Source organism: Pseudomonas sp. PARCl1 (assembly GCF_947311875.1).
GTDB classification, from domain to species: Bacteria; Pseudomonadota; Gammaproteobacteria; order Pseudomonadales; family Pseudomonadaceae; genus Aquipseudomonas; species Aquipseudomonas juntendi.
Genome location: NZ_CAMZMX010000034.1, coordinates 14,206 through 38,070, shown reverse-complemented (window position 1 = coordinate 38,070; position 23,865 = coordinate 14,206). Strand labels below are relative to the sequence as shown.

Genomic DNA, 23,865 nt, shown 5'->3' with positions numbered 1-23,865 from the left:
ACCCCTCACAATGCAGGCCTTCATAGCGTCAACCCGCAGGAACCTGCATGAAACTCGACAAACCCGCCGCCATCGCCCGGCGCAACCAAGCACTGGCCCGCCCGGTGCTGAACAGCAGCAACACGCTGTTCGCCATTCTGGACAACAAACGCAACCTGTGGTGGTTCGAAGTGCCGGTGGCGCTGCTGGGCAAGGGCCAGGCCGACTGGGTCAACCTGCTGCTGCATACCCCGCAAACCGACGAGCTGCAGCACCTGAAAGTGCCGACCAACTTCCTCAAGGCCCACCTGGAGCAGATGGAAGTGCGCAAGCCTGGCAAGCGCCGCTCGACCATCAGCCTGGCGCTGAGCGCCGACCGCGACTCGCTGCTGCGCGACACCCGCCCAGGTGGCGAGCAGCTGGACTTCCGCAACTTCGTTCAGGCCTGATCAGGCCTTTTCGATCCGGTCGTCATGGATGACGATCAAGCCCTGCTTGAACAAGCCGCCAATGGCTTTCTTGAAGTTGCCCTTGCTGACATTGAACAGCTTGCTGATCAACGCCGGGTCGCTCTTGTCACACACCCCCAGCACCCCGCCTTCGGCCTCCAGGCGCGCCATGATCTGCTCCTGCAGGCTGTCGGCCAGGGCGGCGCCCACCGGCTGCAGGCTGAGGGCGATCTTGCCGTCGTGGCGCAGTTCCTTGATGAAACCCTTCTCGTGCATGCCCGAGCGCAGGAACTTGAACACTTCGTTCTTGTGGATCAAGCCCCAGTGGCGGTTGTTGATGATGGCCTTGAAGCCCATCGGCGTTTCGCCAGCCACCAACAGCTCGACCGGCTGCCCGACCTTGTAATCGGCCGGGGCCACGTCGAGGTAGCGGTCCAGGCGGGACGTGGCGGTGATGCGGCGGGTGCGCTTGTCGAGGTACACGTGCACCACGCAGTAATCGCCGATCTTCAACGGCCGCGCCTCTTCCGAGTACGGCATCAACAGGTCCTTGGACAAGCCCCAGTCGAGGAAGATGCCGGCACCGTTGATGTCCTTGACCTTGAGGCTGGCAAACTCACCGACCTGCACCTTGGGCTTCTCGGTGGTCGCAATCAGCTGGTCTTCGCTGTCCAGGTAGATGAACACGTTCAACCAGTCATCGACTTCGGTTTCGGCGTTTTTCGGGATATAGCGCCCAGGCAGCAGGATCTCGCCATCGGCGCCGCCGTCCAGGTACAGACCGAAGTCCACGTGTTTCACGATTTGCAAACTGTTGTAACGCCCAAGCAGAGCCATTTCCGATGATCCTCATAACAAGGCGGCTATTCTACACCTGAAGCCAGCGCGCCGCCCGACCGCTGATGCAGTGGAACCGCCGTGCCCCCCTCGCGTCTACCGTCTGGCCAGCCACTGCAAGGAACAGCACATGCCTTCACGCCTGTCCAAAGCCCTGCTCATTGCCCTTGGATTCGCCCTGGCCCTTGGCGCCTGCAGCCGCATGGACCTGGCCTACCGCAACCTCGATCGCCTAGTGCCGTGGTCGCTGGGCGACTACCTGGACATGAACGGCACGCAAAAAGCCTTGCTCGACGACCGCCTCAAGCAACACCTGGCCTGGCACTGCAAGACCCAGTTACCGGGCTACCTCGACTGGCTGGAGCGGGTCCGCGCCATGGTCGCCAACAACCAGGTGACCGACCAGGCGCTGCAGCAACGCACCCGCGAAGCGCGCCAGGCGATTGGCCGTGTGGCCGAGGAAATCACCCCTTCGGCGACCGAGTTGTTGCGCGGCATGAGCGACCGCCAGGTGGCCGAAATGCGTGAAGCGTTCCGCGACGACATCGCCGAGCGGCAAAAAGAGTACGTCGATACCCCGCTGGCCGAGCAGGTCAGCGAGCGCAGCGCACGTATGGAAAAACGCCTGACCGCCTGGTTTGGCCCACTGTCCGCGGTGCAGAAGCAACGCGTACAAGCCTGGTCAGCAGCGCTGGGCGACCAGAACCGCGAATGGATCGCCAACCGCGCCCACTGGCAGCAACAGCTGCTGCTGGCGATGAACCAACGCAACGACGCCAGCTTCGAGCCGCACCTGGCGACCTTGTTGCAACACAAGGAAAGCCTGTGGACGCCGGAATACCGCGCGGCCTTCCAGAACACCGAGCAACAGGCGCGCAGCCTGTTGGTAGACCTGGTGCAGCAAAGTAGCGTGCAGCAGCGGCAGTTGCTGCAAGCGCGGTTGGCCAAGGTGCGCGGCCACTTCAGTGAGCTGAAGTGCCTGAAGGAGTGAGGGGCCTGGCCTGCAACACCGCCATCAGCGCCCCTTGCGCCGATACGGGAACACGTCGATCACCTTCCCCTCGCCAATGGCCGCCTGCAGGCCCTTCCAGTAATCCGCGTCATACAGCTCGCCGTGCAAGCGGCTGAACAAGCGCCGCTGGCCCACGTCGGCAAACAGAAACGGCGGGAACTCTTCGGGGAACACATCGTGCGGCCCGATCGAATACCACGGCTCGCCCGACAGCTCGTCCTCCGGATACCGCGGTGGCGGTATGTGGCGGAAATTCACCTCGGTCAGAAAGCAGATTTCGTCATAGTCATAGAACACCACCCGCCCATGCCGGGTGACACCAAAGTTCTTCAACAGCATGTCACCAGGAAAAATGTTCGCTGCCGCCAGTTGCTTGATGGCCAGGCCGTAGTCTTCCAGCGCCGCCAGCACCTGGCCTTCGCCCGCGCGCTCCAGGTACAGGTTCAGCGGGGTCATGCGCCGCTCGGTCCAGCAGTGGCGCACCAGCACCGTGTCGCCCTCCAGGGCCACGGTCGAGGGCGCCACTTCGAGCAACTCGGCCAGGCAATCGGGCTCGAACTTGCTGCGTGGGAAACGAAAATCGGCGAACTCCTGGGTATCGGCCATGCGCCCTACCCGGTCCACGCTTTTCACCAACCGGTACTTGTCGATCACCGTAGCGCGGTCAACGGTTTTCGACGGTGAAAAGCGGTCTTTGATGACCTTGAACACGGTGTTGAAACCCGGCAGGGTGAACACACTCATGACCATGCCGCGCACCCCCGGCGCCATGACGAAGCGGTCGTCGCTGTTGGCCAGGTGGTTGATCAACGCCCGGTAGAACTCCGACTTGCCTTGCTTGTAGAAACCGATCGACGTGTACAGCTCGGCAATGTGCTTGCCCGGCAGAATGCGCTTGAGAAAATGCACGAACTCGGCCGGCACCGGCACATCGGCCATGAAGTAGGAGCGGGTGAACGAGAAGATGATCGACACCTCGGCTTCGTCGGTGATCAACCCGTCCACCTCGATGCCATGGCCCTCGCGGTGCAGCAAGGGAATCACCAAAGGCCATTGCTCATCGCGGTTGTACAGGCGGCCGACCAGGTAGGCCCCTTTGTTGCGGTACAGCACGGGCACGAACAGCTCCACCGCAAGCTCCGGGTCCTTGCAAACCCAGTCGGGCAGGCATTCGCGCACCTGCGCTTCCAGCCGTGCCAGGTCACCCTCCAGGTCACCGTAGGCGACATCGAACGGGTAGTCGGCGAAGATCGCCTGCAGCATTCCCTTAAGGCTACCGCCCAGCGCATAGGTACGGGTTTGCGCGGCGCGCTCGCGCCCGCGCAGCGACGGCCGGGTGGTGTGGATGAACATGCAACCATCGCTGATCTGGTCGTGGCTGAACAGGCTGCAGAACAGCGAGTTGTACCAGGTCTCGGCCAACTCATCGTCCAGCCGGGGGTCGATCTGCTGAATGTAGGCGTGTTTGGCCAGCGGCCACTGCGCCACGTCCAGCAACACCGGCGCGGGGAAGGCCTGGCGCAGCCAGCCGTTGACCTCGGCGACTTTTTCTTCATACAGGCTGATGCGCGCAGCCGCGGCCTGCTGGATTTCCTGCCAGCGCGCCTGCTCGAAGCGCTGGCGGGCGCCGAGGGTAATGCGCTGGAAGTGGTCACGGTAATCGTCGAAGCCCGCAAGGATGGTGCGGGCGATTTCGACAGCGGGCCAGGGTTGGGGCATGCCGGGCACCTCATGGGTGAATGAGTTACACAGCTTAGTCGGCCTGACGCAAATGCGGGCCAGGTTCACTGCGCAAGAAAGCACAAGTATCGCCCCGCCCCCTCGCGTACACTCGCGCCCCTGCCCTGCCCTCCGGAGACCGTTGTGAGCCCGATTGCCCTAACCCGCCTGCTGACCCTTGCTGCCGTCTGGGGGGCGAGTTTCCTGTTCATGCGCATCATCGCCCCCGAGCTGGGCACTGTGCCGACCGCGTTCTTTCGCGTCTCGATCGCCTGCCTGGGCCTGGTCGCCATCGTCGCCGCCAGCCGCGTGCGCTGGGACTTCCAGGGCAAGCTCGGGGCCTGCCTGGTACTGGGCATGATCAACTCCGGCATCCCGGCAACCTTCTATTCCGTAGCTGCCCAGGTGCTGCCAGCCGGTTACTCGGCGATCTTCAACGCCACCACGCCACTGATGGGCGTGCTGATCGGCGTGCTGTGCTTCCGTGAACCCATGACGTTGGCCAAGCTCTGCGGCATCTTCCTTGGCCTGCTCGGTGTCGGCATCCTCAGCGGGGCCGGGCCGGTGGCCCTGGACATGGCCCTGCTGCAAGGCGCCCTGGCGTGCCTGGCAGCTACCACCTGCTACGGCTTTGCCGGGTTCCTCGCGCGGCGTTGGATCAGTGGCCTGGACAGCCGCCTGTCGGCGCTGGGCAGCATGCTCGGCGCTACGCTGATGCTGAGCCCGCTGTTCGCCTGGAGCGCCCTCAGCCAGCCGCCCGCCAGCTGGGGCGGCTGGCAGGTCTGGCTGTCGCTGCTCGGCCTGGGCCTGCTGTGCACGGCATTCGCCTATATCCTGTACTTCCGTCTGCTGGCAGAAATAGGCCCGGTCAAGGCCAGCACCGTGACCTTCCTGATCCCGGTGTTCGGCGTGCTGTGGGGCGCATGGCTGCTGGACGAGCCGCTGTCGATGGCGCACCTGTATGGCGGCCTGCTGATTGCTGTGGCCTTGTGGCTGGTACTGCGCCCGGCGCGCAATTGACCGGGAGAACGGCATGAACCCGACCTGCAAGAAGGTGCTGTTCCGCCTGGAACAGGACGCCAACGGCTACCCACCGGCCTCGGTCGAAGGCCTTTGGGCCAAGGCTGTGGAAGGCGGCCATGCCGTGGACAACATCCCCTTTCATGTGTACGGCATCGCGCCGGGTGACCTTATCGGCACCTATGAAGAAGACGGCCAGACCTGGTTCGCCGAACTGCGCCAAAGCAGCGGCACCTCGGTATTCCGGGTGCTGGTCAAGCCCCCGGAAACCCTCGATCAGGTTCGCGCTGCCTTGCAGGATTTCGGCTGCGCCTGTGAAACCGAGCATTCGGTAAGACTGCTGGCCGTGGCACTACCGCAACAGCGCTCGATCGACACCCTGCTCTACTACCTGCTCACCCAGCGCGAAGCCGGGCTGCTGGACTTCGAGGAAGGCGTACTCCGGCACGCCATCCCCGCCGAGTTCCGCTAGGGCTCAGGCCTCGGCCAGGCGCTTGGCAGGCTTGCGGAACACGAACAGCAGGCCGACCACGATCAACCCCATGCCCAGCAGGCTGAGCGGCGCCAGGCGGTTGCCGAAGATCAGCAAGTCCATCACCGCGGTCACCGCCGGCACCAGGTAGAACAGGCTGGTGACGTTGACCAGGTTACCCTTGGCGATCAGCCGATACAGCAGCAAGGTGGCCAGCAGCGAAACCACCAGGCCCATCCACAGCAAGGCAGCCACGAAACCCCCGGTCCACTGCACCTGCAAGGGTTGCAAGGGTGCGAACAGCGCGCACAGGGCAAAGCCGGCCAGGTACTGCAGCGGCAGCGTGCCCATGGGGTTTTCGGTGATGCGTTTTTGCAGGATCGAACCGCAAGTCATGCTGGCCAGCGCCAGCAGGGCGAACAGCATGCCCGCCAGCGACACCCCACCCAGGTTGAGCCCCTGGTACACCACCATGATCAAGCCGCTCAAGCCCAGCCCTAGGCCGAACAGGCGGCTGATCGAACGCTGGCGCTCCATCAGCACGACGGTGAGGATCGGTTGCACGCCCATGACCGTGGCCATGATGCCTGGCGTGACGTGGGTGTCGAGGGCCAGCAGATAGAATATCTGGTAAGCCCCGAGCAACACGCAGCCAGTGCCCAGGGCACGCAGCATGGCGCCCTTACGGCGTGGCCAGCGCAGCCCCAGCAACGGCCCGATCAGCAACAGGCCCGCCAGGGCCAAGGCAGAGCGCAGCAGCAGGAACGCGAACGGGCTGGCATGCGCCAGGCCAAGTTTGGAAACGATCGCCCCGCTGCTCCACAGCAGGACGAACAGGCTGGTAGTGGCCGCCGAGGCCACGGATGCTTTGTTGAAAAAGGACATGTATTGCCACCTGATGATAGGCAGATAAGCCAAGCGGACGGCCTGCGCTAAAGCGCACTAAGTAGCCGGCCGGGTTCAGTGGGTTGCGTGTGCGAAGGGACTCGGCCGAAGCCGATCAGCCCAACACGACCACGCAGCATGGCGGAGCTACGCCGCCTACGGCGCCACTGACAGGTGGTGGGTAATGACTGACCATGGCCGGCTGCTGGCTGCCACGCACGACCATGCCCGCGACTGGCGCGATGGCAAAGCTGGTGGTGGAGGGCTTGGCGGGCATGATTCAGGCTTCAGGGAAGGAAGTGTTGTGGAGAATAGCGGTGAACCCACGATCGGGCAATAGCGGGCGCCAGTGTGAGGTGAGCTGGCCTGTGCGCGGGTGAACCCGCGCACAGGCCAGCCTGCGCTCAGAACAACCAGCGGTAAAGCAGATAAGCCACGACCACCGCCAGCACCGGGCGCAAGACCCGGTAGGCCTTGGGGTTGGCCCGTTTGAACTGCTTCACGTGGGTGCTGAGCTTGTTGGAGAAGCGCTTGCTCCAGGCATACGCCTGGTTGATGCCGCCCACCCGCTCGTCGTCGGTGTTCTGCGGCGCGGTGGCGCGGCCCAGGAAGGCACTGACCTTGCGGTTGATGCGGGTCATCAGCGGGCTGCTCAACGGCCGCTCGATGTCGCAGAACAGGATCACCCGGGTCACATCGGTCTCGTTTTTCACCCAGTGCACGTAGGTTTCATCGAACATCACGTCTTCGCCGTCCCGCCAGGCGTACTCCTGCCCATCGACGTAGATGCGGCAGGCGTCGGAGTTCGGCGTGGACAGGCCCAGGTGGTAACGCAACGAACCGGCGAATGGGTCGCGGTGCGGGTTCAGGTGGCTACCGCCAGGCAGCAGGGCGAACATCGCGCCCTTGACGTTGGGAATGCTGCTGACCAGTTCTACGGTTTTCGGGCACAGCGCCTCGGCCGATGGCAGCGGCTTGTCATACCACTTCAGGTAAAACCGCTTCCAGCCCTTCTTGAAGAACGAACCGAAGCCGGCGTCGTTGTCCTTTTCGGCGGCGCGGATATAGCCCTCGTCGAACAGGCGCATGGCCTCTTCGCGGATTTCCTGCCAGTTGTCTTTGAGCACATCCAGTTCCGGGAAGCGCTGGCGGTCCAGGTAGGGTTTGGACGGCACCCCGGAAAACAGGTACATCAAGGCGTTGTAGGGGGCGAACAGCGCCGAATGGTTGACGAACTGGCGCAACACCGGCAGGCGGGCTTTGCCGCGCAGGTGCACGAACAGCACACTGCCGAAGAACACCAGCAAGACACCCGCCTTGGCTGCAAAGGATAAGGTCATGCATCACTCCTAGGTGAAGAAACAGGGCTGCGCGGCCTGCTCTCCTGAAAATCATCCTGCCATCATAAACCGATCCCGCCGCGGTACAAACCACCCGGGCGGGATCGTGTCGATGAAGATTGTGCAGTCAACCAGGCTGCCGAACATTGAGCCCGGTCAGCGGCATGGCCGGTTACTGCTGGTTTTCCTGGTCGCTGAACATGTCGCTGAACAGCATGCTCGACAAATAACGCTCGCCGGAATCGGGCAGCACCACGACGATGGTCTTGCCCTGCATTTCCGGTTTTTCCGCCAGGCGCACGGCCGCCGCCATGGCTGCGCCGCAAGAAATGCCGCAGAGAATGCCCTCTTCCTGCATCAGGCGAATGGCCATGGCCTTGGCCTCTTCGTCGGCCACCGTCAGCACCTGGTCGACAATCGACAGGTCGAGGTTTTTCGGTACGAAGCCAGCCCCGATGCCCTGGATCTTGTGTGGGCTGGGCTTGAGCTCTTCGCCGGCCAGGGTCTGGGTGATCAGTGGCGAAGCCTCGGGCTCCACGGCCACCGACAGGATCGCCTTGCCCTGGGTATGCTTGATGTAGCGCGACACACCGGTGATGGTGCCGCCCGTGCCCACCCCCGCCACCAGCACGTCCACCGCACCGTCGGTGTCGTTCCAGATTTCCGGGCCTGTGGTTTTTTCGTGAATGGCGGGGTTGGCCGGGTTCTCGAACTGGCCTGGCAGGAAGTACTGCGCCGGGTCTGAGGCCACGATTTCGTTGGCCTTGTCGATGGCGCCCTTCATGCCTTTGGCCGGCTCGGTCAGCACCAGTTCGGCGCCCAGCGCCTTCAGTACCTTGCGCCGTTCGAGGCTCATCGAAGCGGGCATGGTCAGCATCAGCTTGTAGCCACGCGCGGCGGCAACGAAGGCCAGGCCGATACCGGTGTTGCCCGAGGTGGGCTCGACTATGGTCATGCCCGGCTTGAGCCGGCCGCTGCTTTCGGCATCCCAGACCATGTTCGCGCCAATGCGGCACTTGACCGAGTAGCCCGGGTTGCGCCCCTCGATCTTGGCCAGGATGGTCACGCCACGCGGGGCGATCCGGTTGATCTGCACCAGCGGCGTGTTGCCGATGGAATGGGCGTTGTCTGCAAAGATACGGCTCATGGCAGGGGTCCTTGGCATGAAAGCGAGCAGGAAAAGACCTCAAGGGTAAGCCCCGGCCGTAGGCCCGTAAAGCCTGTTCGAACTCAACCGGGCGCATTGCGGTCCACCGCACATCCTCCTGGGAGACACCCCGATGAAAGCCCGTTATCGCTGGCCGCTGATCGGCCTGGCCAGCCTGGTGGCGCTGCTGGTGGCGTTGCACCTGGCCCTGCCCTACCTGGTACGCGACTACCTCAACGACAAGCTGGCCGACATGGGCGACTACCGTGGCCACGTGGCCGACGTGGACCTGGCCTGGTGGCGCGGGGCCTACCGGATCAACGGCCTGCGGATCGTCAAGACCAGCGGCAAGGTGCCAGTGCCGCTGCTGGATGCACCGGTTATCGACCTGTCGGTCAGCTGGCACTCGCTGATCTACGACAAGGCCGTGGTGGCGAAAGTGATCTTCGAGCAGCCCGAACTGAACTTCGTCGACGGCGGCAACAAGCAGGCCTCGCAGACCGGCCAGGGCACCGATTGGCGGCAACAACTGGAAAAGCTGCTGCCGATTACCCTCGATGAAGTGCATATCGACAATGGCACCCTGACCTTTCGCAATTTCAACTCCAACCCCCCGGTCAACCTCAAGGCAACCCGGCTGGACGCCACCATCAGCAACCTGACCAACGTGCGCGACAAGCAAGGCCGGCGCGACGCCAGCTTCGAGGGCACGGCGCTGATCGCCGGCAATGCCAAGGTCGAAAGCCGCGCCACCTTCGACCCGTTCAGTGACTTCGATGACTTCGAGTTCCGCCTGCGTGCCACCGGCATAGAACTGCGCAACCTGAATGACTTCGCCAGTGCCTACGGCAAGTTCGACTTCAGCGCAGGGCATGGTGACGTGGTCATCGAGGCGCAGGCGGAAAACGGCCGCCTCAATGGCTACATCAAACCCCTGCTGCGTGACGTGGACGTGTTCGACTGGCAGCAAGATGTCGAAAACAAGGACAAAGGCTTCTTCCGCTCGGTGTGGGAGGCCCTGGTGGGCGCCTCCGAGACGGTGCTGAAGAACCAACCGAAAAACCAGTTCGCCACCCGGGTGGAGCTCAGTGGCAGCGTGCACAAGCAGAACATCAGCGCCTTCGAGGCCTTCCTGCAGATCCTGCGCAACGGCTTCATCCAGGCGTTCAATGCACGCTATGAGCAACCGGCGCCGAAGTCCGACTGAAACAGTGTGACGGGGCATTCAGGGACTGAATACCCGGTCCGCGTTTTCAGCTGCCCGGGCCCGCGTTATAGTCGGTAACAAATCGAAAACAGGTGTTGGGCCATTCGCGGGCACGCCCGCTCCCACAGGTACTTCCGCAGATTCAGAAGTTTGTGCAATTCCTGTGGGAGCGGGCGTGCCCGCGAAGAGGCCGGCACAGGCTTACAACAGAGGACAGCCCCATGAAGTTCGAAGGCACCCGCGACTACGTCGCCACAGACGACCTGAAACTGGCAGTAAACGCGGCCATCACCCTCGAACGCCCGCTGTTGGTCAAGGGCGAACCCGGCACCGGCAAGACCATGCTCGCCGAACAGCTGGCAGCTTCGTTCGGCGCGCGCCTGATCAACTGGCACATCAAGTCCACCACCAAGGCCCACCAGGGCCTCTACGAGTACGACGCGGTCAGCCGCCTGCGCGACTCGCAGCTGGGCGTGGACAAGGTCCATGACGTGCGCAACTACCTGAAGAAGGGCAAGCTGTGGGAGGCCTTCGAGGCCGAGGAGCGGGTCATCCTGCTGATCGACGAAATTGACAAGGCCGACATCGAGTTCCCCAACGACCTGTTGCAGGAACTGGACAAGATGGAGTTCTACGTTTACGAAATCGACGAGACCATCAAGGCCCGGCAGCGCCCGATCATCATCATTACCTCGAACAACGAAAAGGAGCTGCCCGACGCCTTCCTGCGCCGCTGCTTCTTCCACTACATCGCCTTCCCCGACCGCAGCACCCTGCAGCAGATCGTCGACGTGCACTACCCGAACATCAGCCAGGCGCTGGTCAGCGAGGCGCTGGACGTGTTCTTCGACGTACGCAAGGTACCTGGCCTGAAGAAAAAGCCTTCCACCTCCGAGCTGGTCGACTGGCTCAAGCTGCTGATGGCCGACAACATCGGTGAAGCGGTGCTGCGTGAACGCGACCCGACCAAGGCGATCCCGCCGCTGGCCGGTGCGCTGGTGAAGAACGAGCAGGACGTGCAACTGCTCGAGCGCCTGGCCTTCATGACCCGGCGCGGCAACCGCTGACAGGAGCCGGGCCATGCTGCTCAACCTGTTCAATGAAATGCGTGCGGCCAAGGTGCCGGTGTCGGTGCGTGAACTGCTCGACCTGCACCAGGCCTTGCAAAAGCACGTGGTGTTCGCCGACATGGACGAATTCTATTACCTTGCCCGCGCCATTCTGGTGAAAGACGAACGCCACTTCGACAAGTTCGACCGCGCCTTCGCCGCTTACTTCAAAGGCCTGGAAAACCTCGACCAGCACATCGAGGCGCTGATCCCGGAAGACTGGCTGCGCAAGGAGTTCGAGCGCTCGCTCAGCGACGAAGAACGCGCGCAAATCCAGTCGCTGGGTGGCCTGGACAAGCTCATCGAGGCCTTCAAGCAGCGCCTGGAAGAGCAGAAGGAGCGCCACGCCGGCGGCAACAAGTGGATCGGCACCGGCGGCACCAGCCCGTTCGGCTCGGGCGGCTACAACCCCGAGGGCATCCGCGTGGGCGAGGCCGGCAAACGCCAGGGCAAGGCGGTGAAGGTCTGGGACCAGCGCGAGTACAAGAACCTCGACGACCAGGTGGAACTGGGCACGCGCAACATCAAGCTGGCCCTGCGCCGGCTGCGCAAGTTCGCCCGTGAAGGCGCCGCCGAAGAGCTCGACATCGACGGCACCATCGACCACACCGCGCGCGATGCCGGGTTGCTGAACATCCAGATGCGCCCGGAGCGGCGCAACACCGTGAAGCTGCTGTTGCTGTTCGACATCGGTGGTTCCATGGACGCCCACGTCAAGGTGTGCGAAGAACTGTTCTCGGCCTGCAAGACCGAGTTCAAGCACCTGGAGTACTACTACTTCCACAACTGCGTGTACGAGTCGGTTTGGAAGAACAACCTGCGCCGCACCTCGGAGCGGTTTTCCACGTTCGATCTGCTGCACAAGTATGGCGACGACTACAAAGTGATCTTCGTTGGCGATGCGGCCATGGCGCCTTACGAAATTACCCAGCCCGGTGGCAGCGTGGAGCATTGGAACGAAGAAGCCGGGTATGTGTGGCTGCAGCGTTTCATGGAGAAATTCAGGAAGATCATCTGGATCAACCCCTATCCCCGGCAGGCTTGGGACTACACCGCCTCGACCCACCTGGTGCGGGAGTTGATCGAGGACAAGATGTATCCGCTGACCTTGCAGGGGTTGGAGGAAGGGATGCGGTATCTCTCAAAGTGAGATAGAACGGGCTGCCACTTGCCAGCGGTCTGGCCTCTTCGCGGGCGCGCCCGCTCCTACAGGTATGGCGCAGGCCTGTGTGGGAGCGGGCGTGCCCGCGAAAGGGCCCGCAGCCTTACAACCACCGGCCCAAGTATTGCTGCTGCTCCCGCCACGCCTCATCCTGCACCACCGCCCTGAACTTCACCTGCGCCCCCGGCATGCACTGCGCCAGTTGCGCCAGCGCCAGCGGCGTCAACGCCCCCAGGCGCGGGTAACCGCCAATGGTCTGCCGGTCATTGAGCAACACGATCGGTTGCCCGTCCGGCGGCACCTGCACCGCCCCCAGGGGAATGCCCTCGGAAATCATCGGCGCGCCCTGGTAGACCAGCTGCGGCCCCAGCAAGCGGATGCCCATGCGGTCGGCCCGGCTGTCCAGGGTCCAGTCCGTGTTGAATGCCTGGTACAGGCTGGTACCGCTGAAATCGCCGAGCTGCGCGCCCATCACCAGGTCGAGCACAGGCTTGTGGTGATAGCGCGGGCGCAACGCATCCGGCACTTCACGAAGGCTTGCCGGCGTACCCGCAAAAGCCAGCCGCTGGCCTTTACCAAGCGCAGCGCCCTGGCCGTCTGTACCGCCCAGCGCTTCGCGCACCACGGTGGCACAGCTGCCCAGCACCGCCTCGCCGCGAAACCCGCCAGGCGCCGCCAGGTACGCCCGAACGCCCTGCTTGGGCTGCTTCAGGGCCAAGCGCTGCCCCTTGCCCAGAGCAAAGCTGCGCCAGGGCGCTACCGGCTGATCATCAACTCGCGCATCCAGGTCGGCACCGGCCAGCGCCAGCACACAATCCTGCTGCGCCACCACACAGAAGCCACCCAGCGCGACCTCCACCACAGGTGCGGCCAGCGAATTGCCCAACAGCCAGTTGGCCCAGTACATCGCCACCCAGTCCAGCGCCCCGCCCTGGGTCACGCCCAGGTGCCGTACGCCGAAGCGCCCGGCGTCCTGCAACTGGCACAAGGCGTTGCTGGCCTCGATCGTCAACTGCTTCATCCTTGCGCCTCCACATCGCCGCCCAGGGCCAGAAACTCATCACGCGTAACCGCCACGAAGCGCACCCGGTCACCGGGTTGCAACAGGCTATAGCCCTCACGTTCATGGTCGAACAAACGCACCGGTGTTCGCCCGATCAGGTTCCAGCCCCCCGGCGACACCGCCGGGTACGCTGCCGTCTGGCGCTCGGCAATACCCACGCTGCCCGCCGCCACGCGCTTGCGCGGGGTGCTCAGGCGGGGGCTGGCCAGGCGTTCATCGACCAGGCCCATGAAGCCGAACCCGGGGGCGAAGCCCAAGGCGAAAACCGGGTACTCGCGCTCGCTGTGCAAGCGGGCCACTTCACCCTCGGTCAAGCCGCTGCGGGCAGCCAGTACAGGCAGCTCCGGGCCGACGCTGGCGTGGTACCACACCGGGATCTCGTGACGCCGGCCACCACTGCCGGCGTCAGGCTGCAAACCGTCCAGGGCCTGGGCGATCAGCGCCCTCGCCTCGGCCGGCGGCAGGTCGAAGTGCACCATCAGCGTGGTGTACGACGGCACCAAGTCCAGCAGGTGCTGGCCGAACGCTGCGCGCAAGCACTGGCTGGCAGCAAGCATCCACGGCATGTTGGCCTCGTCGATACGCTCGAACAGGCGCACCATCAGGCTGTCGACCGCGACCACTTCGATACGCAGCTTCATCATCGCTCCATGGCATCGAGGGCTTGGCGAATCTGCCGCACCGCTGCTACCGAACTGTCGTTGTCGCCATGCACACACAGTGTGCTGGCCGCCAGCTTCAAGGCACTGCCATCGTTCGCCACCAGCGTATCGCCACGGGCCAGGCGCTCGGCCTGCTCCACCACACGCGCCGGGTCGTGATGCACGGCGCCGGGCAGGCGCCGCGAGACCAGGTGGCCGCTGGCGGTATAGGCCCGGTCGGCGAATGCCTCGAACCACAGCGGCACGCCGATTTCATCGCCCAGCGCCTGGGCCGTACGGTTGTCGGCGGTGGCCATCAGCATCAGCGGCAGATCGCTGCCGTAAGCCGCCACAGCTTCCAGCACGGTGCGCAGCTTGAGCGGGTCGGCCATCATGTCGTTGTACAGCGCGCCATGCGGCTTGATATAGGCCACACGGCCGCCGAGCACCTTGCAGATGCCCTCCAGTGCGCCGATCTGGTAGTGCAGCAAATCGCGAATTTCCTCGGGGCTGCAGGCCATGGACCGGCGCCCGAAGCCGACCAGGTCCGGGTAGGCCGGGTGGGCACCGATCGCCACCCCGTGCTCCAGTGCCAGGGCCACGGTGCGGCGCATGATGCCAGGGTCACCGGCATGGTAACCGCAGGCGATGTTGGCGCAGTCGATGTAGGGCATGACCTCGGCATCCAGGCCCATGCGCCAGCTGCCGAAACTTTCACCCATGTCGCAATTGAGTAGCAGGCGTTCCACCACGCGGCCTCCGTTGTTGTCGTGCATGTGCCTACCTTACCGCGCTTGCAACTGTTTGCCGCGTGTTTCCGGCAGGCTCAGCGCTGCAACGATCACCACGCCATAGGACACGGCAGAAAACACACCGATACCCAGGCCCAGCGGCACCTGCTGGCCGAGCAAGCCAATCAGCAACGGGAACAGCGCCGCAACGACTTTGCCGATGTTGTAGCAGAAGCCCTGCCCCGAACCGCGGATACGTGTTGGGAACAGCTCTGTCAGGAACGCGCCCATGCCACTGAAGATCCCCGAGGCGAAGAAGCCCAGCGGGAAGCCCAGCCACAGCATCACGCCATCGCTGACGGGCATCTGCGTGTACAGCAGCACGATGACGAACGAGCCCACGGCGAACAGGATGAAGTTCTTCTTACGCCCCAGCAGGTCGGACAGGTACGCACTGACGACGTAGCCCACATACGAACCAACGATCACCATCGCCAGATAGCCACCGGTTCCCAGCACGCTCAGGCCGCGTTCATTCTTGAGGAAGGTCGGCAACCAGGACGTGATGGCGTAGTAACCGCCCAGCGCGCCTGTGGTCAACAACGAGGCGCGCACGGTGGTCCAGAGCATGCCTGGGGCGAAAATCTCGTAGAAGTGCGACGGTGCCTCGGCCGCTGGCGTCGCCTTGGCCTGGCGGTAGACCTCCGGGTCCTTGACCAGGCGGCGCACGAAGATCACGAAGATGGCCGGCACCAGGCCCAACAGGAACAGTGCCCGCCAGGCCTGCTCAGGCGGCAGCCAGGAGAACAGCAGTGCATAGAGGATGGCGGTGAGGCCCCAGCCAATGGCCCACCCGGACTGCACCATGCCGACCGCCTTGCCACGGTCCTGGGCGCGGATCACTTCGCCGATCAGCACTGCGCCGGCGGTCCACTCGCCGCCGAAGCCGAAGCCCATCAAGGTTCGGGCGATCAGCAACTGCTGGTAGTTCTGGGCGAACCCGCAGAGAAAAGTGAAAAACGCAAACCACAGTACCGTCAGTTGCAGGGTACGTACGCGGCCGATGCGGTCGGAGAGGATACCGGCTATCCAGCCGCCCACCGCCGAGGCGATCAGCGTGCTGGTGTGGATCAGCCCGGCTTCGGTGGTGGTGATCCCCCACAGCATGATCAGCGTGGGGATGACGAAGCTGAGCATCTGGGTGTCCATGCCATCCAGGCCGTAGCCAATCTTGCAGCTCCAGAAGGTGCGCCGTTGCTGTGAGTCGATGTCGCGGTACCAGGCGAACGGCCCGGACGAAGGGGAAGAACTGACCTGCTGCTGCACGCCGGTGGGGTTCATGCTTGCCTCGGCTTGTTGGTATTGTTGTATAGGCGACCTGTACTGTCGCGGCCTGGGCCAATGTTCGGAGCCCGCGCGCGCTGCGTCCAACGAGAAAAACCGCCGGTCTGGAACAAGAAAAACTGATCATGAACCTTCGCTTTCTCGAAACCTTTGTCTGGGTCGCCCGCCTCAAGAGCTTCCGCCTGACCGCAGACAAGCTGTTCACCACCCAGGCCTCGGTCTCCAGCCGTATTGCCGCGCTGGAGGCCGACCTTGGCGTGAAGCTGCTGCTGCGCGACTCGCGCGGCGTCAGCCTGACCCCGGAAGGCGGCAAGGTGCTGGAATACGCCGAACGCATGCTGGACACCGCCAAGGCCATGAAGCAATCGCTGGACAGCGACCGGGCCAAGGTCGGGCGAATTCGCATCGGGGTGATGGACACGGTCATCCACACCTGGATGAGTGCGCTGGTGGCGGAACTGACCGAGCGCTACCCACAGGTAGAAATCGAGCTGGTGGCGGACACTGCACTGAACCTGCGCGAGCAACTGCAAAAGGGGTTTCTCGACGTGATCCTGCAGACCGACCTGCTGCGCGAGCAGTCGATCCGCAGCCTGGATCTGGCGCGCTACCCGATGGGCTGGGTGGTTGCCGCCGGCTCGCCCCAGCACCGCGCTTTCGGCTCGCTGGCCGAGCTTGGTCGGGAGCGGATCATCACCTTCTCGAAGAATTCACGGCCGCACCAGGAGGTGCTGAGCCTGCTGCAGGGTGCCGGGGCTGACGCACCGCGGCTGAACTGCGTGAACTCGGTGGCGGCCATTACCCGGCTGCTACGCGACGGCTTCGGCATCGGCGCGTTGCCACCGGCATTGGTGGATGCCGAGCTGGACCGCGGCGAGCTGGTGTTGCTGGCGGGGCTGCAACCGCCGCCGAGCCTGGAGCTGGTGGTGGCCTGGCAGACCGGCGTGGCGCTGGTGGATGAGGTAGTCGGGCTGTGCCGACAGGTGCTGGAGGGGTATGCACGGGACATGGGTGGGCAGCGGATCGTGCTGGTTTCCTAGGGGGTTGGCGTTGAGAACGCAGTGCCTGTGCTGGCGATCACCCTCAGCGCCAGCTCTCTTTCACCACCCGGCGCCGCCCCCCGAGGATCACCCAGCCAAGCCCCAGCAACAGGCTTTCGACCAAGAACGCCAGCACGAACCCTGCGCCAACACCCCAGCCGATGGCCTCGGGCACCAGCAGAATCTGGTAGCTATAGCCGTTGAGGGTTTCTTCACGCAGCTGCGGGTCGGCCTGCACCAGCACATGCCAGGTGCGTGCGGCCCAAGGCCCTTGCAGGGCCTGCCACTCGTTCTCCAGCAACTGGTTGCGGATCATCAGGCTTTCGATGCTGTTGGCGTCACTGTTGAACACCGGGTCATCACTGCTGCGGTAGTGCCGTAGCAAGGCCTGCAGGTCGCCATTGAAAAAGCGCTCGGCCGTCTGCTTGAAGCCGTCCAGCGCCTCGCGCGACTCGTACAGGTGCGCCTCCACCCGCTGGCTGTAGTCTTTCACCAGCCCCGGCACCTGAATACCGGCCAACAAGCCGAAGGTGAACAGCAGCAACCGCAGGTAACTTCTGAACATGCAGCGTCCTTAGCTCTGGCCGTGCGCCACACATTCACCGTGCCGCCACAGGGCCCATTGACCCGGCTCGTAGCGCTGCCAGGTCTCGTTCTCGGTCAGGGCCTCGGTGGCAATCACCGTGACCACGTCGTTGGGGGTGGTTTGCGTATGGAAGTCGACGATCAGGTCGACATCCTTCAAGCGTGCCGCACCAAACGGCGCACGCCGGGTAATGTGCACCAGCTTGGTCGAACAGAAGCAGAACAGCCAGTCACCGTCGCTGAGCATGCAGTTGAACACGCCCTGCCCGCGGTAACCGGCACAGGCTTCGACCAGCACCGGCAACAGCTGTTCCACCGGCACCGGCTCGGGGAAGGCGCTGCGAATGCGGTTGAGCAGGTCGCAAAAGGCCGCTTCGCTGTCGGTATCGCCTACCGGCCGATAGAAACTGCCCAAGCCCTTGAAGGCGCCCAACTGGCCGTTGTGCGCAAAGCACCAGTTACGGCCCCACATTTCGCGCATGAACGGGTGGGTGTTGGCCAGGCAGACCTTGCCGACGTTGGCCTGGCGGATATGACCAATGACCACTTCGCTCTTGATCGGGTAGCGCTGCACCAGGCTGGCTACCTCCGACTCGCTGCTGGCAGCCGGGTCCTGGAACAGGCGCAGGCCGCGCCCTTCATAGAAGCCGATGCCCCAGCCATCGCGGTGCGGGCCGGTGCGGCCACCGCGCTGCATCAGGCCGGTAAAGCTGAAGACAATGTCGGTAGGGACGTTGGCACTCATGCCCAACAGTTCGCACATGGCTGTGTCTCCGCTTACAGACGGGGCTCGACCCGGCCATTTCCCCGGGGTGCCGCAGGTGGCGGGAGGTCACGGTAACGGTCGCTGCGCTCGGCGGCTAAAGGGGCCTGGGCGCCGAGCCGGTCATCTTCGGCCTGCTCGCGCTGGGCCGCGGCCTCAGCCTGGGCCCGCCGCTCGCGGGCGCGCTTTTCCAGCGGCCAGCGCAGCAATACGAAGAGGGCATACAAGGCAAAGGCGATCATGCCGTACATGGCAAAATCGGAAACTGCGCGCCAGGCATTGTTGCCAACCTTGAACGCCACATCCAGGGTGGTGATGGCGATGGCCGGGGCGAAGCTGTCCTTGACCGGGTCAACCACGGTCGGCGTCAGCAACAGCACCGCCAGCACCACCCGCAAGGGCTCGCGCAACCAGCGCCACATCCAGCCGGTCAGTTTGAAGCCCACCAGCAGGCAGCCCAAAGCGGCAACCGCGTACAGGCCCCAGGCCAAGGTGTAGTCGTTCTCGATCATGGTGTTCGTGCAAGCCAGGCAAAGAGGTGCCTATGATAAACACTTTTCCGGGCGCACACAGTGTTTGCCTGCGCCGGCCGCTTCGCAGCCGGGCCCAGGCCACCCCAACCAAGAGATCCTCGATGCCGACCAAGCCCCAACCGCCGATTGCCCATGCCGACCAGGCCGCCGACCCGTATGCCTGGCTGCAACAGCGCGACACCCCCGAGGTGCTCGCCTACCTGCAGGCCGAAAACGCCTACCAGCAAGCCTGCCTGGCCGACCAGGCGCCCCTGCGCGAGCAATTGTTCGAAGAGATCAAGGGCCGCATCCAGGAGACCGACCTGTCGCTGCCTTCACCCTGGGGGCCGTACCTGTACTACACCCGCACCACTGCTGGCGACGAATATCCGCGCCACTACCGCTGCCCACGCCCGGCCGACGACAGCAACACCGTCGATGAAAGCCAGGAACAGCTGTTGCTCGACCCCAACGCACTGGCCAACGGCGGCTTCCTGTCGCTGGGCGCGTTCAGTGTCAGCCCCGACCACCGCCTGCTGGCCTACAGCCTGGATACCAGTGGCGACGAGGTCTACAGCCTGTACGTGAAAGACCTCGCCAGCGGCGCGATCACCGCCCTGCCCTTTGAAGACTGCGACGGCAGCATGACCTGGGCCAACGACAGCCAGACACTGTTCTTCGCCGAGCTGGACGACACCCATCGGCCATGGCGCCTGTGCCGCCATACGCTGGGCAGCCCCGGTGCCGAGCGCGTGTTCGAGGAGCCCGACGGGCGCTTCTTCCTGCATTGCTACCGCACCAGTTCCGAGCGCCAGCTGGTGCTGCTGCTGAACAGCAAGACCACCAGCGAAGCCTGGGTGCTGAACGCCGAAACCCCACAGGCACCATTCGTTTGCCTGGCGCCACGTGTCGAGGGCCATGAATACTTCCCCGACCACGGCCAGCTCGACGGCGCGTGGTGCTGGTTTATCCGCACTAACCAGGACGGCATCAACTTCGCCCTGTATTACGCCCCGGCTACCGAGGTACCGGGCCGCGAGCAATGGCAGGCACTGGTGCCGCACCGCGAGGCAGTCATGCTTGAAGGGCTGAGCCTGAATGCCGGCGCCCTGACCCTGAGCCTGCGCGAAGGCGGCCTGCCGATCATCGAAGTGCGCCCGCAAGGTCTGGCGGCCTACCGTGTCGAGCTGCCGGATGCCGCCTACAGCCTGTACGTGCAAGACAGCCTGGAGTTCGCCAGCCCCCGCCTGCGCCTGCGCTACGAAGCACTCAACCGCCCGGCCCAGGTGCGCCAGCTGGAGCTGGCCAGCGGCGCCCAGGTGGTGCTCAAGCAAACACCGGTACTGGGCGCGTTCGATGCCGACCACTATGTCAGCGAACGCTTGTGGGCGACTGCCGCCGACGGCACCCAGGTGCCGATCAGCCTGGTGCGTCGCCGCCAGGACCTGGGCCAGACCGTGCCGCTGTACCTGTACGGCTACGGCGCCTATGGCGAAAGCCTCGACCCGTGGTTCTCGCATGCACGCCTGAGCCTGCTGCAGCGCGGCGTGGCCTTCGCCATCGCCCATATACGCGGTGGTGGCGAGCTGGGCGAAGCCTGGTACCGTGCCGGCAAGCAGGCGCACAAGCACAACACCTTCAGCGACTTCATCGCCTGTGCCGAACACCTGGTCGCCCAGGGTGTGACGGCGCCCGACCGGCTGGCCATCAGTGGTGGCAGTGCCGGTGGCCTGTTGATCGGCGCGGTGCTCAACCTGCGCCCCGAACTGTTCCGCTGTGCGGTCGCCGAGGTGCCGTTCGTCGACGTGCTCAACACCATGCTCGACCCCGACCTGCCGTTGACCGTGACCGAGTACGACGAGTGGGGCAACCCTGAGGAGCCGGAGGTGTATGCGCGGATCAAGGCATATGCGCCCTACGAGAACGTGAAGGCCCAGGCCTACCCGGCGATGCTGGTGGTGGCGGGCTACAACGACAGCCGCGTGCAGTACTGGGAGGCGGCCAAGTGGGTGGCGCGGCTGCGCACGCGCAAGACCGATGACAACCTGCTGTTGCTCAAGACCGAGATGGGCGCCGGGCACGGCGGGATGAGCGGGCGGTATCAGGGGCTCAAGGATGTGGCGCTGGAGTATGCGTTCGTGTTTGGCGAATTGGGTATCGCTTGAGATTGCCTGGGGCGCTTTGCGCCCCTTTCGCGACTCAAGGCCGCTCTCATAGAACAGTACATAACTTATTGATTTAGCGGGGTCTTTGTGGGAGCGGGCGTGCCCGCGAACACCGGCGTAGCCGGTGCCAGCCACCGCGCTGGATTCTTCGCGGGCATGCCCGCTCCCACACAGGCCGCGTCGCGGTTACGAATTGAGTTCTCTGCGCGACAGCGCAGCCCATAGGGCTGTGTTATCTCCCACAGGGCACTGGCCCCCTAGTAGTCCCACCGCCAACGCACCGCTGCAGTCAGTCATCATCCTGCGCCGGCTTCGCCGGCTCCGGCCGCAACCCCGGCAAGGGCTGATCCTTCGGCGGCCCGGGCACCGGCATCGGTGGCAGCAAAGGCGCACCCGGCTGGCTGTCATAAGCCTTGGGCGGCGTGCTCGGGGTGATCTGGGGGTAAGGCGTGGGCGTTGGCGTACCCGGCGCACCGGGCACCGGGGTCGCCAGCCGGGGCGGAGTACTGGCGGCATCGGCCATGGGCAGGCCCGCCAGCCACAGCACGGCTAGGATCGCGCGCAACATCAGTAACCTCCTGTCGGGAACCTTCCTACAGGCTACGCCTAAATCAACGCTTTCGCCTGTCCGCCCGCCCTGCAAGCGCGCTAGACTCAATGGCATAACCGTCACCTGCCTGATCAGAACAAAGGAAACACCATGAGCGCCTCCTCTTCCGCTGCCGCCACCGCGCGCCTGGACCGCATTCTCGCCGACGCCAAGCGTGACAAGGAAATGGGCTACCGCGACAAGGCCCTGAGAATGTACCCGCACGTGTGCGGCCGCTGCGCCCGCGAGTTCGCCGGCAAGCGCCTGAGCGAGCTGACCGTGCACCACCGCGACCACAACCACGACAACAACCCCCAGGACGGCTCGAACTGGGAGCTGCTGTGCCTGTACTGCCACGACAACGAGCATTCGCGCTACACCGACCAGCAGTACTTCAGCGAAGGCTCCACCAGCACCCCGAGCATCGCCAAGGCCACGCACAACCCGTTTGCCGGCCTGGCTGGCTTGCTGAAGAAAGACTGACCATCGATTCGCCCCCCGCTGCTACCGGGCAGCCCGTATAATCGCGCTTTTTTCGCGAAGGGCCCCGGTACGTGGCAAACAAACGATACAGCTGCATCGGCCTGTTCAACCCCAAGTCGCCGGAAAACGTCGGCTCGGTGATGCGCGCCGCGGGCTGCTACGGCGTCAACTCGGTGTTCTACACCGGCAAACGGTATGAGCGCGCCCGTGACTTCGTCACCGACACCAAGCGCGTGCACTACGACATCCCGCTGATCGGCATCGATGACCTGCAACGCATCATTCCGCTGGGCTGCACCCCGGTGGCGGTAGAGCTGGTGGACGGCGCCCGGCCCCTGCCGGAATACACCCACCCGGACCGCGCCATCTACATCTTCGGCCCAGAGGACGGGTCGCTGAGCGAAGAAGTGCGCGGTTGGTGTGAAGAGACCATCTACATCCCGACCGATGGCTGCATGAACCTGGCGGCGACGGTGAATGTGGTGCTGTACGACCGTATGGCCAAGGGGCTGAATACCCGGTCGGGGCCCAAATTCAAGTAAAAAGCCGCCCTTGCTCAGCTCACGAAGCGTTGATCCAGATGGTCTTCAGCTCCATGTATTGGTCATGGGCCCAGATGGACTTGTCGGGCCCACCAAAGCCAGACTCCTTGTAGCCACCGAACGGCGTGGTCACGTCACCTTCGCCGAAGCAGTTGACCGTGACCACCCCGGCGCGGATTTCACGCGACAGGCGCAGCGCAGTTCGATGTAGCCCTCGCCGGCGATCTGGCGCAGCAGTTCGCGCACGGGTGGGCGCGACAGGCCGAATTCGTCGCACAGGGCCAGTTCGTCCACTACCGCCCCCGGGGCCAGTTCCATGCTCAGGATCCGGCGGCGCAGCGCCTCGGCCAACACCGCCTTGCGGTCCGGTGGCACTTGCGCTTCGAGGGGCTGAACGGCTGAATCTGTCTGAGCCTTTGTTTTCAAGGCCTCCAGCGGTTTCGACAGCGGTGATTAAACACCCTTGAAGCTGCATTGCCAAACCGGACAGGGTATTCGCCATATACGACACCGCCAGCTGCTTTTCACCGTTTAAACCCCACCCAGGGCTCGCCGCCGGGCGATGCAACTGAACGCTGGCGTTGCCGTGCAGGTCAGCTGCTTACATTCCACAAGGAGGGTTTGCCATGCTCGATAGCCATTCCGCTGCGTCATCGCAGCACAATGTTCATGGCCTGGAACGTGCCAGCTCACTGGCCGGTGGGGCGCTGATGTTCAGCAAAGGGCTGCGCCGTGGCGGCCTGGTTGGCTTGCTGCAGATGGCGGTGGGCGGCCTGGCCGTGGCGCGTGGGGTCAGCGGGCACTGCGCCACCAAGGCCTGGTGGCAGCGGCACCGGCAGGAGTATCAGCGCTTGCGCTCGGATATCGAGCGTAGCGCGGCGGACCTGGAGGCGTTGAAGGCCAGCGCCGAGGCGGCGACGCGCGGGGTGACGGTGACCGGGAAGGATCCGTTGGCTGGCGGTTGATTGATGCATTGCCTGTGCCGGCCTCTTCGCGGGCTTGCCCGCTCCCACAGGTGTTGCGCATGCCTTAACTTGTAGGAGCGGGCAAGCCCGCGAAAAGGCCGGCA

Annotated in this window: 26 protein-coding genes and 2 pseudogenes; 12 read left to right on the top strand and 16 right to left on the bottom strand. The window is 64.2% G+C overall.

Going from position 1 to position 23,865, the window contains the following annotated elements; all coding sequences use genetic code 11:
- The first annotated feature begins 47 nt into the window (after positions 1 to 47).
- Positions 48 to 428, top strand: coding sequence for a hypothetical protein (locus tag QME24_RS17445; protein WP_009686775.1), 381 nt, complete (start codon positions 48 to 50; stop codon positions 426 to 428).
- Here the strand turns inward: QME24_RS17445 and QME24_RS17440 are convergent, their stop codons facing one another.
- Complete coding sequence (locus QME24_RS17440) at positions 429 to 1,265, bottom strand: S1-like domain-containing RNA-binding protein (RefSeq protein ID WP_009686776.1); 837 nt, start codon at positions 1,263 to 1,265, stop codon at positions 429 to 431.
- A 130-nt stretch (positions 1,266 to 1,395) separates the two neighbouring features.
- Between QME24_RS17440 and QME24_RS17435 the strand changes: the two genes are divergently transcribed.
- Entirely contained in the window at positions 1,396 to 2,256 is an 861-nt protein-coding gene (locus QME24_RS17435; protein ID WP_182336928.1) for a DUF6279 family lipoprotein, read from the top strand.
- A 24-nt stretch (positions 2,257 to 2,280) separates the two neighbouring features.
- Here the strand turns inward: QME24_RS17435 and aceK are convergent, their stop codons facing one another.
- Positions 2,281 to 3,996 (bottom strand): bifunctional isocitrate dehydrogenase kinase/phosphatase, encoded by a 1,716-nt coding sequence (gene aceK / locus QME24_RS17430; RefSeq protein ID WP_182336930.1) that lies wholly within the window; start codon positions 3,994 to 3,996, stop codon positions 2,281 to 2,283.
- A gap of 144 nt (positions 3,997 to 4,140) precedes the next feature.
- Between aceK and QME24_RS17425 the strand changes: the two genes are divergently transcribed.
- Both QME24_RS17425 and QME24_RS17420 read left to right on the top strand, forming a co-directional pair.
- The gene (locus tag QME24_RS17425) at positions 4,141 to 5,016 is read left to right on the top strand and encodes a DMT family transporter (RefSeq protein ID WP_009686779.1); all 876 of its coding nucleotides are present in this window, start codon (positions 4,141 to 4,143) and stop codon (positions 5,014 to 5,016) included.
- A gap of 13 nt (positions 5,017 to 5,029) precedes the next feature.
- Positions 5,030 to 5,488, top strand: a complete 459-nt coding sequence (locus QME24_RS17420; RefSeq protein WP_054905137.1) for a DUF4265 domain-containing protein — start codon at positions 5,030 to 5,032, stop codon at positions 5,486 to 5,488.
- A 3-nt stretch (positions 5,489 to 5,491) separates the two neighbouring features.
- Here QME24_RS17420 and QME24_RS17415 read toward each other — a convergent pair whose 3' ends face one another.
- The 4 genes from QME24_RS17415 to cysK form a co-directional block, all read right to left on the bottom strand.
- Positions 5,492 to 6,373 carry a DMT family transporter gene (locus QME24_RS17415; RefSeq protein ID WP_009686781.1) on the bottom strand — a complete coding sequence of 294 codons (882 nt, stop codon included), beginning with the start codon at positions 6,371 to 6,373 and terminating at the stop codon, positions 5,492 to 5,494.
- 115 nt (positions 6,374 to 6,488) lie between these two features.
- Positions 6,489 to 6,650, bottom strand: coding sequence for a hypothetical protein (locus QME24_RS17410; protein ID WP_009686782.1), 162 nt, complete (start codon positions 6,648 to 6,650; stop codon positions 6,489 to 6,491).
- A 127-nt stretch (positions 6,651 to 6,777) separates the two neighbouring features.
- The gene (locus tag QME24_RS17405; RefSeq protein WP_009686783.1) at positions 6,778 to 7,713 is read right to left on the bottom strand and encodes an aspartyl/asparaginyl beta-hydroxylase domain-containing protein; all 936 of its coding nucleotides are present in this window, start codon (positions 7,711 to 7,713) and stop codon (positions 6,778 to 6,780) included.
- Positions 7,714 to 7,885: 172 nt separating this feature from the next.
- Complete coding sequence (gene cysK, locus QME24_RS17400) at positions 7,886 to 8,860, bottom strand: cysteine synthase A (protein ID WP_009686784.1); 975 nt, start codon at positions 8,858 to 8,860, stop codon at positions 7,886 to 7,888.
- A 133-nt stretch (positions 8,861 to 8,993) separates the two neighbouring features.
- Here cysK and QME24_RS17395 point away from each other — a divergent pair, with 133 nt between their 5' ends.
- The 3 genes from QME24_RS17395 (at position 8,994) to QME24_RS17385 (ending at position 12,326) form a co-directional block, all read left to right on the top strand.
- Entirely contained in the window at positions 8,994 to 10,067 is a 1,074-nt protein-coding gene (locus QME24_RS17395) for a DUF748 domain-containing protein (RefSeq protein WP_009686785.1), read from the top strand.
- 221 nt (positions 10,068 to 10,288) lie between these two features.
- The gene (locus tag QME24_RS17390) at positions 10,289 to 11,134 is read left to right on the top strand and encodes a MoxR family ATPase (RefSeq protein ID WP_281690937.1); all 846 of its coding nucleotides are present in this window, start codon (positions 10,289 to 10,291) and stop codon (positions 11,132 to 11,134) included.
- A 13-nt stretch (positions 11,135 to 11,147) separates the two neighbouring features.
- Positions 11,148 to 12,326, top strand: a complete 1,179-nt coding sequence (locus QME24_RS17385; protein WP_009686787.1) for a VWA domain-containing protein — start codon at positions 11,148 to 11,150, stop codon at positions 12,324 to 12,326.
- Positions 12,327 to 12,441: 115 nt separating this feature from the next.
- On the opposite strand, the gene QME24_RS17380 is transcribed toward QME24_RS17385, so the two are convergent.
- The 4 genes from QME24_RS17380 to QME24_RS17365 are packed head-to-tail and all read right to left on the bottom strand — an operon-like array spanning position 12,442 to position 16,114.
- Positions 12,442 to 13,359, bottom strand: coding sequence for a biotin-dependent carboxyltransferase family protein (locus QME24_RS17380; protein WP_281690936.1), 918 nt, complete (start codon positions 13,357 to 13,359; stop codon positions 12,442 to 12,444).
- The gene (gene pxpB / locus QME24_RS17375; protein WP_009686789.1) at positions 13,356 to 14,042 is read right to left on the bottom strand and encodes a 5-oxoprolinase subunit PxpB; all 687 of its coding nucleotides are present in this window, start codon (positions 14,040 to 14,042) and stop codon (positions 13,356 to 13,358) included. The genes QME24_RS17380 and pxpB overlap by 4 nt, the downstream gene beginning before the upstream one ends.
- Entirely contained in the window at positions 14,042 to 14,818 is a 777-nt protein-coding gene (locus QME24_RS17370; protein WP_009686790.1) for a 5-oxoprolinase subunit PxpA, read from the bottom strand. The genes pxpB and QME24_RS17370 overlap by 1 nt, the downstream gene beginning before the upstream one ends.
- 9 nt (positions 14,819 to 14,827) lie before the next feature.
- Positions 14,828 to 16,114: an MFS transporter gene (locus tag QME24_RS17365; protein WP_054905135.1), complete on the bottom strand. Its 1,287-nt coding sequence runs from the start codon at positions 16,112 to 16,114 to the stop codon at positions 14,828 to 14,830.
- Positions 16,115 to 16,242: 128 nt separating this feature from the next.
- On the opposite strand from QME24_RS17365, the gene QME24_RS17360 reads away from it, so the two are divergent.
- Positions 16,243 to 17,157 carry a LysR family transcriptional regulator gene (locus tag QME24_RS17360; RefSeq protein ID WP_054905134.1) on the top strand — a complete coding sequence of 305 codons (915 nt, stop codon included), beginning with the start codon at positions 16,243 to 16,245 and terminating at the stop codon, positions 17,155 to 17,157.
- A gap of 43 nt (positions 17,158 to 17,200) precedes the next feature.
- Here QME24_RS17360 and QME24_RS17355 read toward each other — a convergent pair whose 3' ends face one another.
- From QME24_RS17355 to QME24_RS17345, 3 genes are read right to left on the bottom strand one after another with little or no spacing between them, the layout of a single operon-like run.
- Positions 17,201 to 17,722, bottom strand: a complete 522-nt coding sequence (locus QME24_RS17355; protein ID WP_009686793.1) for a DUF2937 family protein — start codon at positions 17,720 to 17,722, stop codon at positions 17,201 to 17,203.
- Positions 17,723 to 17,731: 9 nt separating this feature from the next.
- On the bottom strand, positions 17,732 to 18,505 hold the full coding sequence (locus QME24_RS17350) for a class II glutamine amidotransferase (protein ID WP_009686794.1): 774 nt from the start codon (positions 18,503 to 18,505) through the stop codon (positions 17,732 to 17,734).
- Between the two features lie 14 nt (positions 18,506 to 18,519).
- Positions 18,520 to 19,017, bottom strand: a complete 498-nt coding sequence (locus QME24_RS17345) for a hypothetical protein (protein WP_009686795.1) — start codon at positions 19,015 to 19,017, stop codon at positions 18,520 to 18,522.
- 122 nt (positions 19,018 to 19,139) lie between these two features.
- Here QME24_RS17345 and QME24_RS17340 point away from each other — a divergent pair, with 122 nt between their 5' ends.
- Positions 19,140 to 21,182: a S9 family peptidase gene (locus tag QME24_RS17340; RefSeq protein WP_281690935.1), complete on the top strand. Its 2,043-nt coding sequence runs from the start codon at positions 19,140 to 19,142 to the stop codon at positions 21,180 to 21,182.
- Between the two features lie 289 nt (positions 21,183 to 21,471).
- Here QME24_RS17340 and QME24_RS17335 read toward each other — a convergent pair whose 3' ends face one another.
- Positions 21,472 to 21,750, bottom strand: a complete 279-nt coding sequence (locus QME24_RS17335; protein ID WP_009686797.1) for a hypothetical protein — start codon at positions 21,748 to 21,750, stop codon at positions 21,472 to 21,474.
- A gap of 132 nt (positions 21,751 to 21,882) precedes the next feature.
- Here QME24_RS17335 and QME24_RS17330 point away from each other — a divergent pair, with 132 nt between their 5' ends.
- Together QME24_RS17330 and QME24_RS17325 are read left to right on the top strand one after the other, a co-directional pair.
- Positions 21,883 to 22,254: a YajD family HNH nuclease gene (locus tag QME24_RS17330; RefSeq protein WP_009686798.1), complete on the top strand. Its 372-nt coding sequence runs from the start codon at positions 21,883 to 21,885 to the stop codon at positions 22,252 to 22,254.
- A 71-nt stretch (positions 22,255 to 22,325) separates the two neighbouring features.
- The gene (locus tag QME24_RS17325; protein WP_054905132.1) at positions 22,326 to 22,796 is read left to right on the top strand and encodes an RNA methyltransferase; all 471 of its coding nucleotides are present in this window, start codon (positions 22,326 to 22,328) and stop codon (positions 22,794 to 22,796) included.
- A gap of 19 nt (positions 22,797 to 22,815) precedes the next feature.
- On the opposite strand, the pseudogene QME24_RS17320 reads toward QME24_RS17325, so the two are convergent.
- Together QME24_RS17320 and QME24_RS17315 are read right to left on the bottom strand one after the other, a co-directional pair.
- Positions 22,816 to 22,995 (bottom strand): annotated as a pseudogene (locus tag QME24_RS17320) (aldehyde dehydrogenase family protein); the annotation flags it as partial.
- Positions 22,995 to 23,171, bottom strand: a pseudogene (locus tag QME24_RS17315) (GntR family transcriptional regulator); the annotation flags it as partial. The pseudogenes QME24_RS17320 and QME24_RS17315, both read right to left, overlap by 1 nt.
- Positions 23,172 to 23,422: 251 nt before the next feature.
- On the opposite strand from QME24_RS17315, the gene QME24_RS17310 reads away from it, so the two are divergent.
- The gene (locus tag QME24_RS17310; RefSeq protein WP_009686802.1) at positions 23,423 to 23,761 is read left to right on the top strand and encodes a YgaP-like transmembrane domain; all 339 of its coding nucleotides are present in this window, start codon (positions 23,423 to 23,425) and stop codon (positions 23,759 to 23,761) included.
- Positions 23,762 to 23,865 lie beyond the last annotated feature (104 nt).

Bases quoted from the DNA above. Each gene is read 5' to 3' on its own strand.
- QME24_RS17405 (WP_009686783.1), bottom strand. From the start codon at position 7,713: ATGACCTTATCCTTTGCAGCCAAGGCGGGTGTCTTGCTGGTGTTCTTC.
- QME24_RS17420 (WP_054905137.1), top strand. From the start codon at position 5,030: ATGAACCCGACCTGCAAGAAGGTGCTGTTCCGCCTGGAACAGGACGCC.
- QME24_RS17380 (WP_281690936.1), bottom strand. From the start codon at position 13,359: ATGAAGCAGTTGACGATCGAGGCCAGCAACGCCTTGTGCCAGTTGCAG.
- QME24_RS17360 (WP_054905134.1), top strand. From the start codon at position 16,243: ATGAACCTTCGCTTTCTCGAAACCTTTGTCTGGGTCGCCCGCCTCAAG.
- QME24_RS17335 (WP_009686797.1), bottom strand. From the start codon at position 21,750: ATGTTGCGCGCGATCCTAGCCGTGCTGTGGCTGGCGGGCCTGCCCATG.
- QME24_RS17435 (WP_182336928.1), top strand. From the start codon at position 1,396: ATGCCTTCACGCCTGTCCAAAGCCCTGCTCATTGCCCTTGGATTCGCC.
- QME24_RS17445 (WP_009686775.1), top strand. From the start codon at position 48: ATGAAACTCGACAAACCCGCCGCCATCGCCCGGCGCAACCAAGCACTG.
- QME24_RS17385 (WP_009686787.1), top strand. From the start codon at position 11,148: ATGCTGCTCAACCTGTTCAATGAAATGCGTGCGGCCAAGGTGCCGGTG.
- pxpB (WP_009686789.1), bottom strand. From the start codon at position 14,042: ATGAAGCTGCGTATCGAAGTGGTCGCGGTCGACAGCCTGATGGTGCGC.
- QME24_RS17355 (WP_009686793.1), bottom strand. From the start codon at position 17,722: ATGTTCAGAAGTTACCTGCGGTTGCTGCTGTTCACCTTCGGCTTGTTG.
- QME24_RS17440 (WP_009686776.1), bottom strand. From the start codon at position 1,265: ATGGCTCTGCTTGGGCGTTACAACAGTTTGCAAATCGTGAAACACGTG.
- QME24_RS17345 (WP_009686795.1), bottom strand. From the start codon at position 19,017: ATGATCGAGAACGACTACACCTTGGCCTGGGGCCTGTACGCGGTTGCC.
- QME24_RS17310 (WP_009686802.1), top strand. From the start codon at position 23,423: ATGCTCGATAGCCATTCCGCTGCGTCATCGCAGCACAATGTTCATGGC.
- QME24_RS17415 (WP_009686781.1), bottom strand. From the start codon at position 6,373: ATGTCCTTTTTCAACAAAGCATCCGTGGCCTCGGCGGCCACTACCAGC.
- QME24_RS17340 (WP_281690935.1), top strand. From the start codon at position 19,140: ATGCCGACCAAGCCCCAACCGCCGATTGCCCATGCCGACCAGGCCGCC.
- QME24_RS17395 (WP_009686785.1), top strand. From the start codon at position 8,994: ATGAAAGCCCGTTATCGCTGGCCGCTGATCGGCCTGGCCAGCCTGGTG.
- QME24_RS17330 (WP_009686798.1), top strand. From the start codon at position 21,883: ATGAGCGCCTCCTCTTCCGCTGCCGCCACCGCGCGCCTGGACCGCATT.
- QME24_RS17350 (WP_009686794.1), bottom strand. From the start codon at position 18,505: ATGTGCGAACTGTTGGGCATGAGTGCCAACGTCCCTACCGACATTGTC.
- QME24_RS17390 (WP_281690937.1), top strand. From the start codon at position 10,289: ATGAAGTTCGAAGGCACCCGCGACTACGTCGCCACAGACGACCTGAAA.
- cysK (WP_009686784.1), bottom strand. From the start codon at position 8,860: ATGAGCCGTATCTTTGCAGACAACGCCCATTCCATCGGCAACACGCCG.
- QME24_RS17365 (WP_054905135.1), bottom strand. From the start codon at position 16,114: ATGAACCCCACCGGCGTGCAGCAGCAGGTCAGTTCTTCCCCTTCGTCC.
- aceK (WP_182336930.1), bottom strand. From the start codon at position 3,996: ATGCCCCAACCCTGGCCCGCTGTCGAAATCGCCCGCACCATCCTTGCG.
- QME24_RS17410 (WP_009686782.1), bottom strand. From the start codon at position 6,650: ATGCCCGCCAAGCCCTCCACCACCAGCTTTGCCATCGCGCCAGTCGCG.
- QME24_RS17370 (WP_009686790.1), bottom strand. From the start codon at position 14,818: ATGCACGACAACAACGGAGGCCGCGTGGTGGAACGCCTGCTACTCAAT.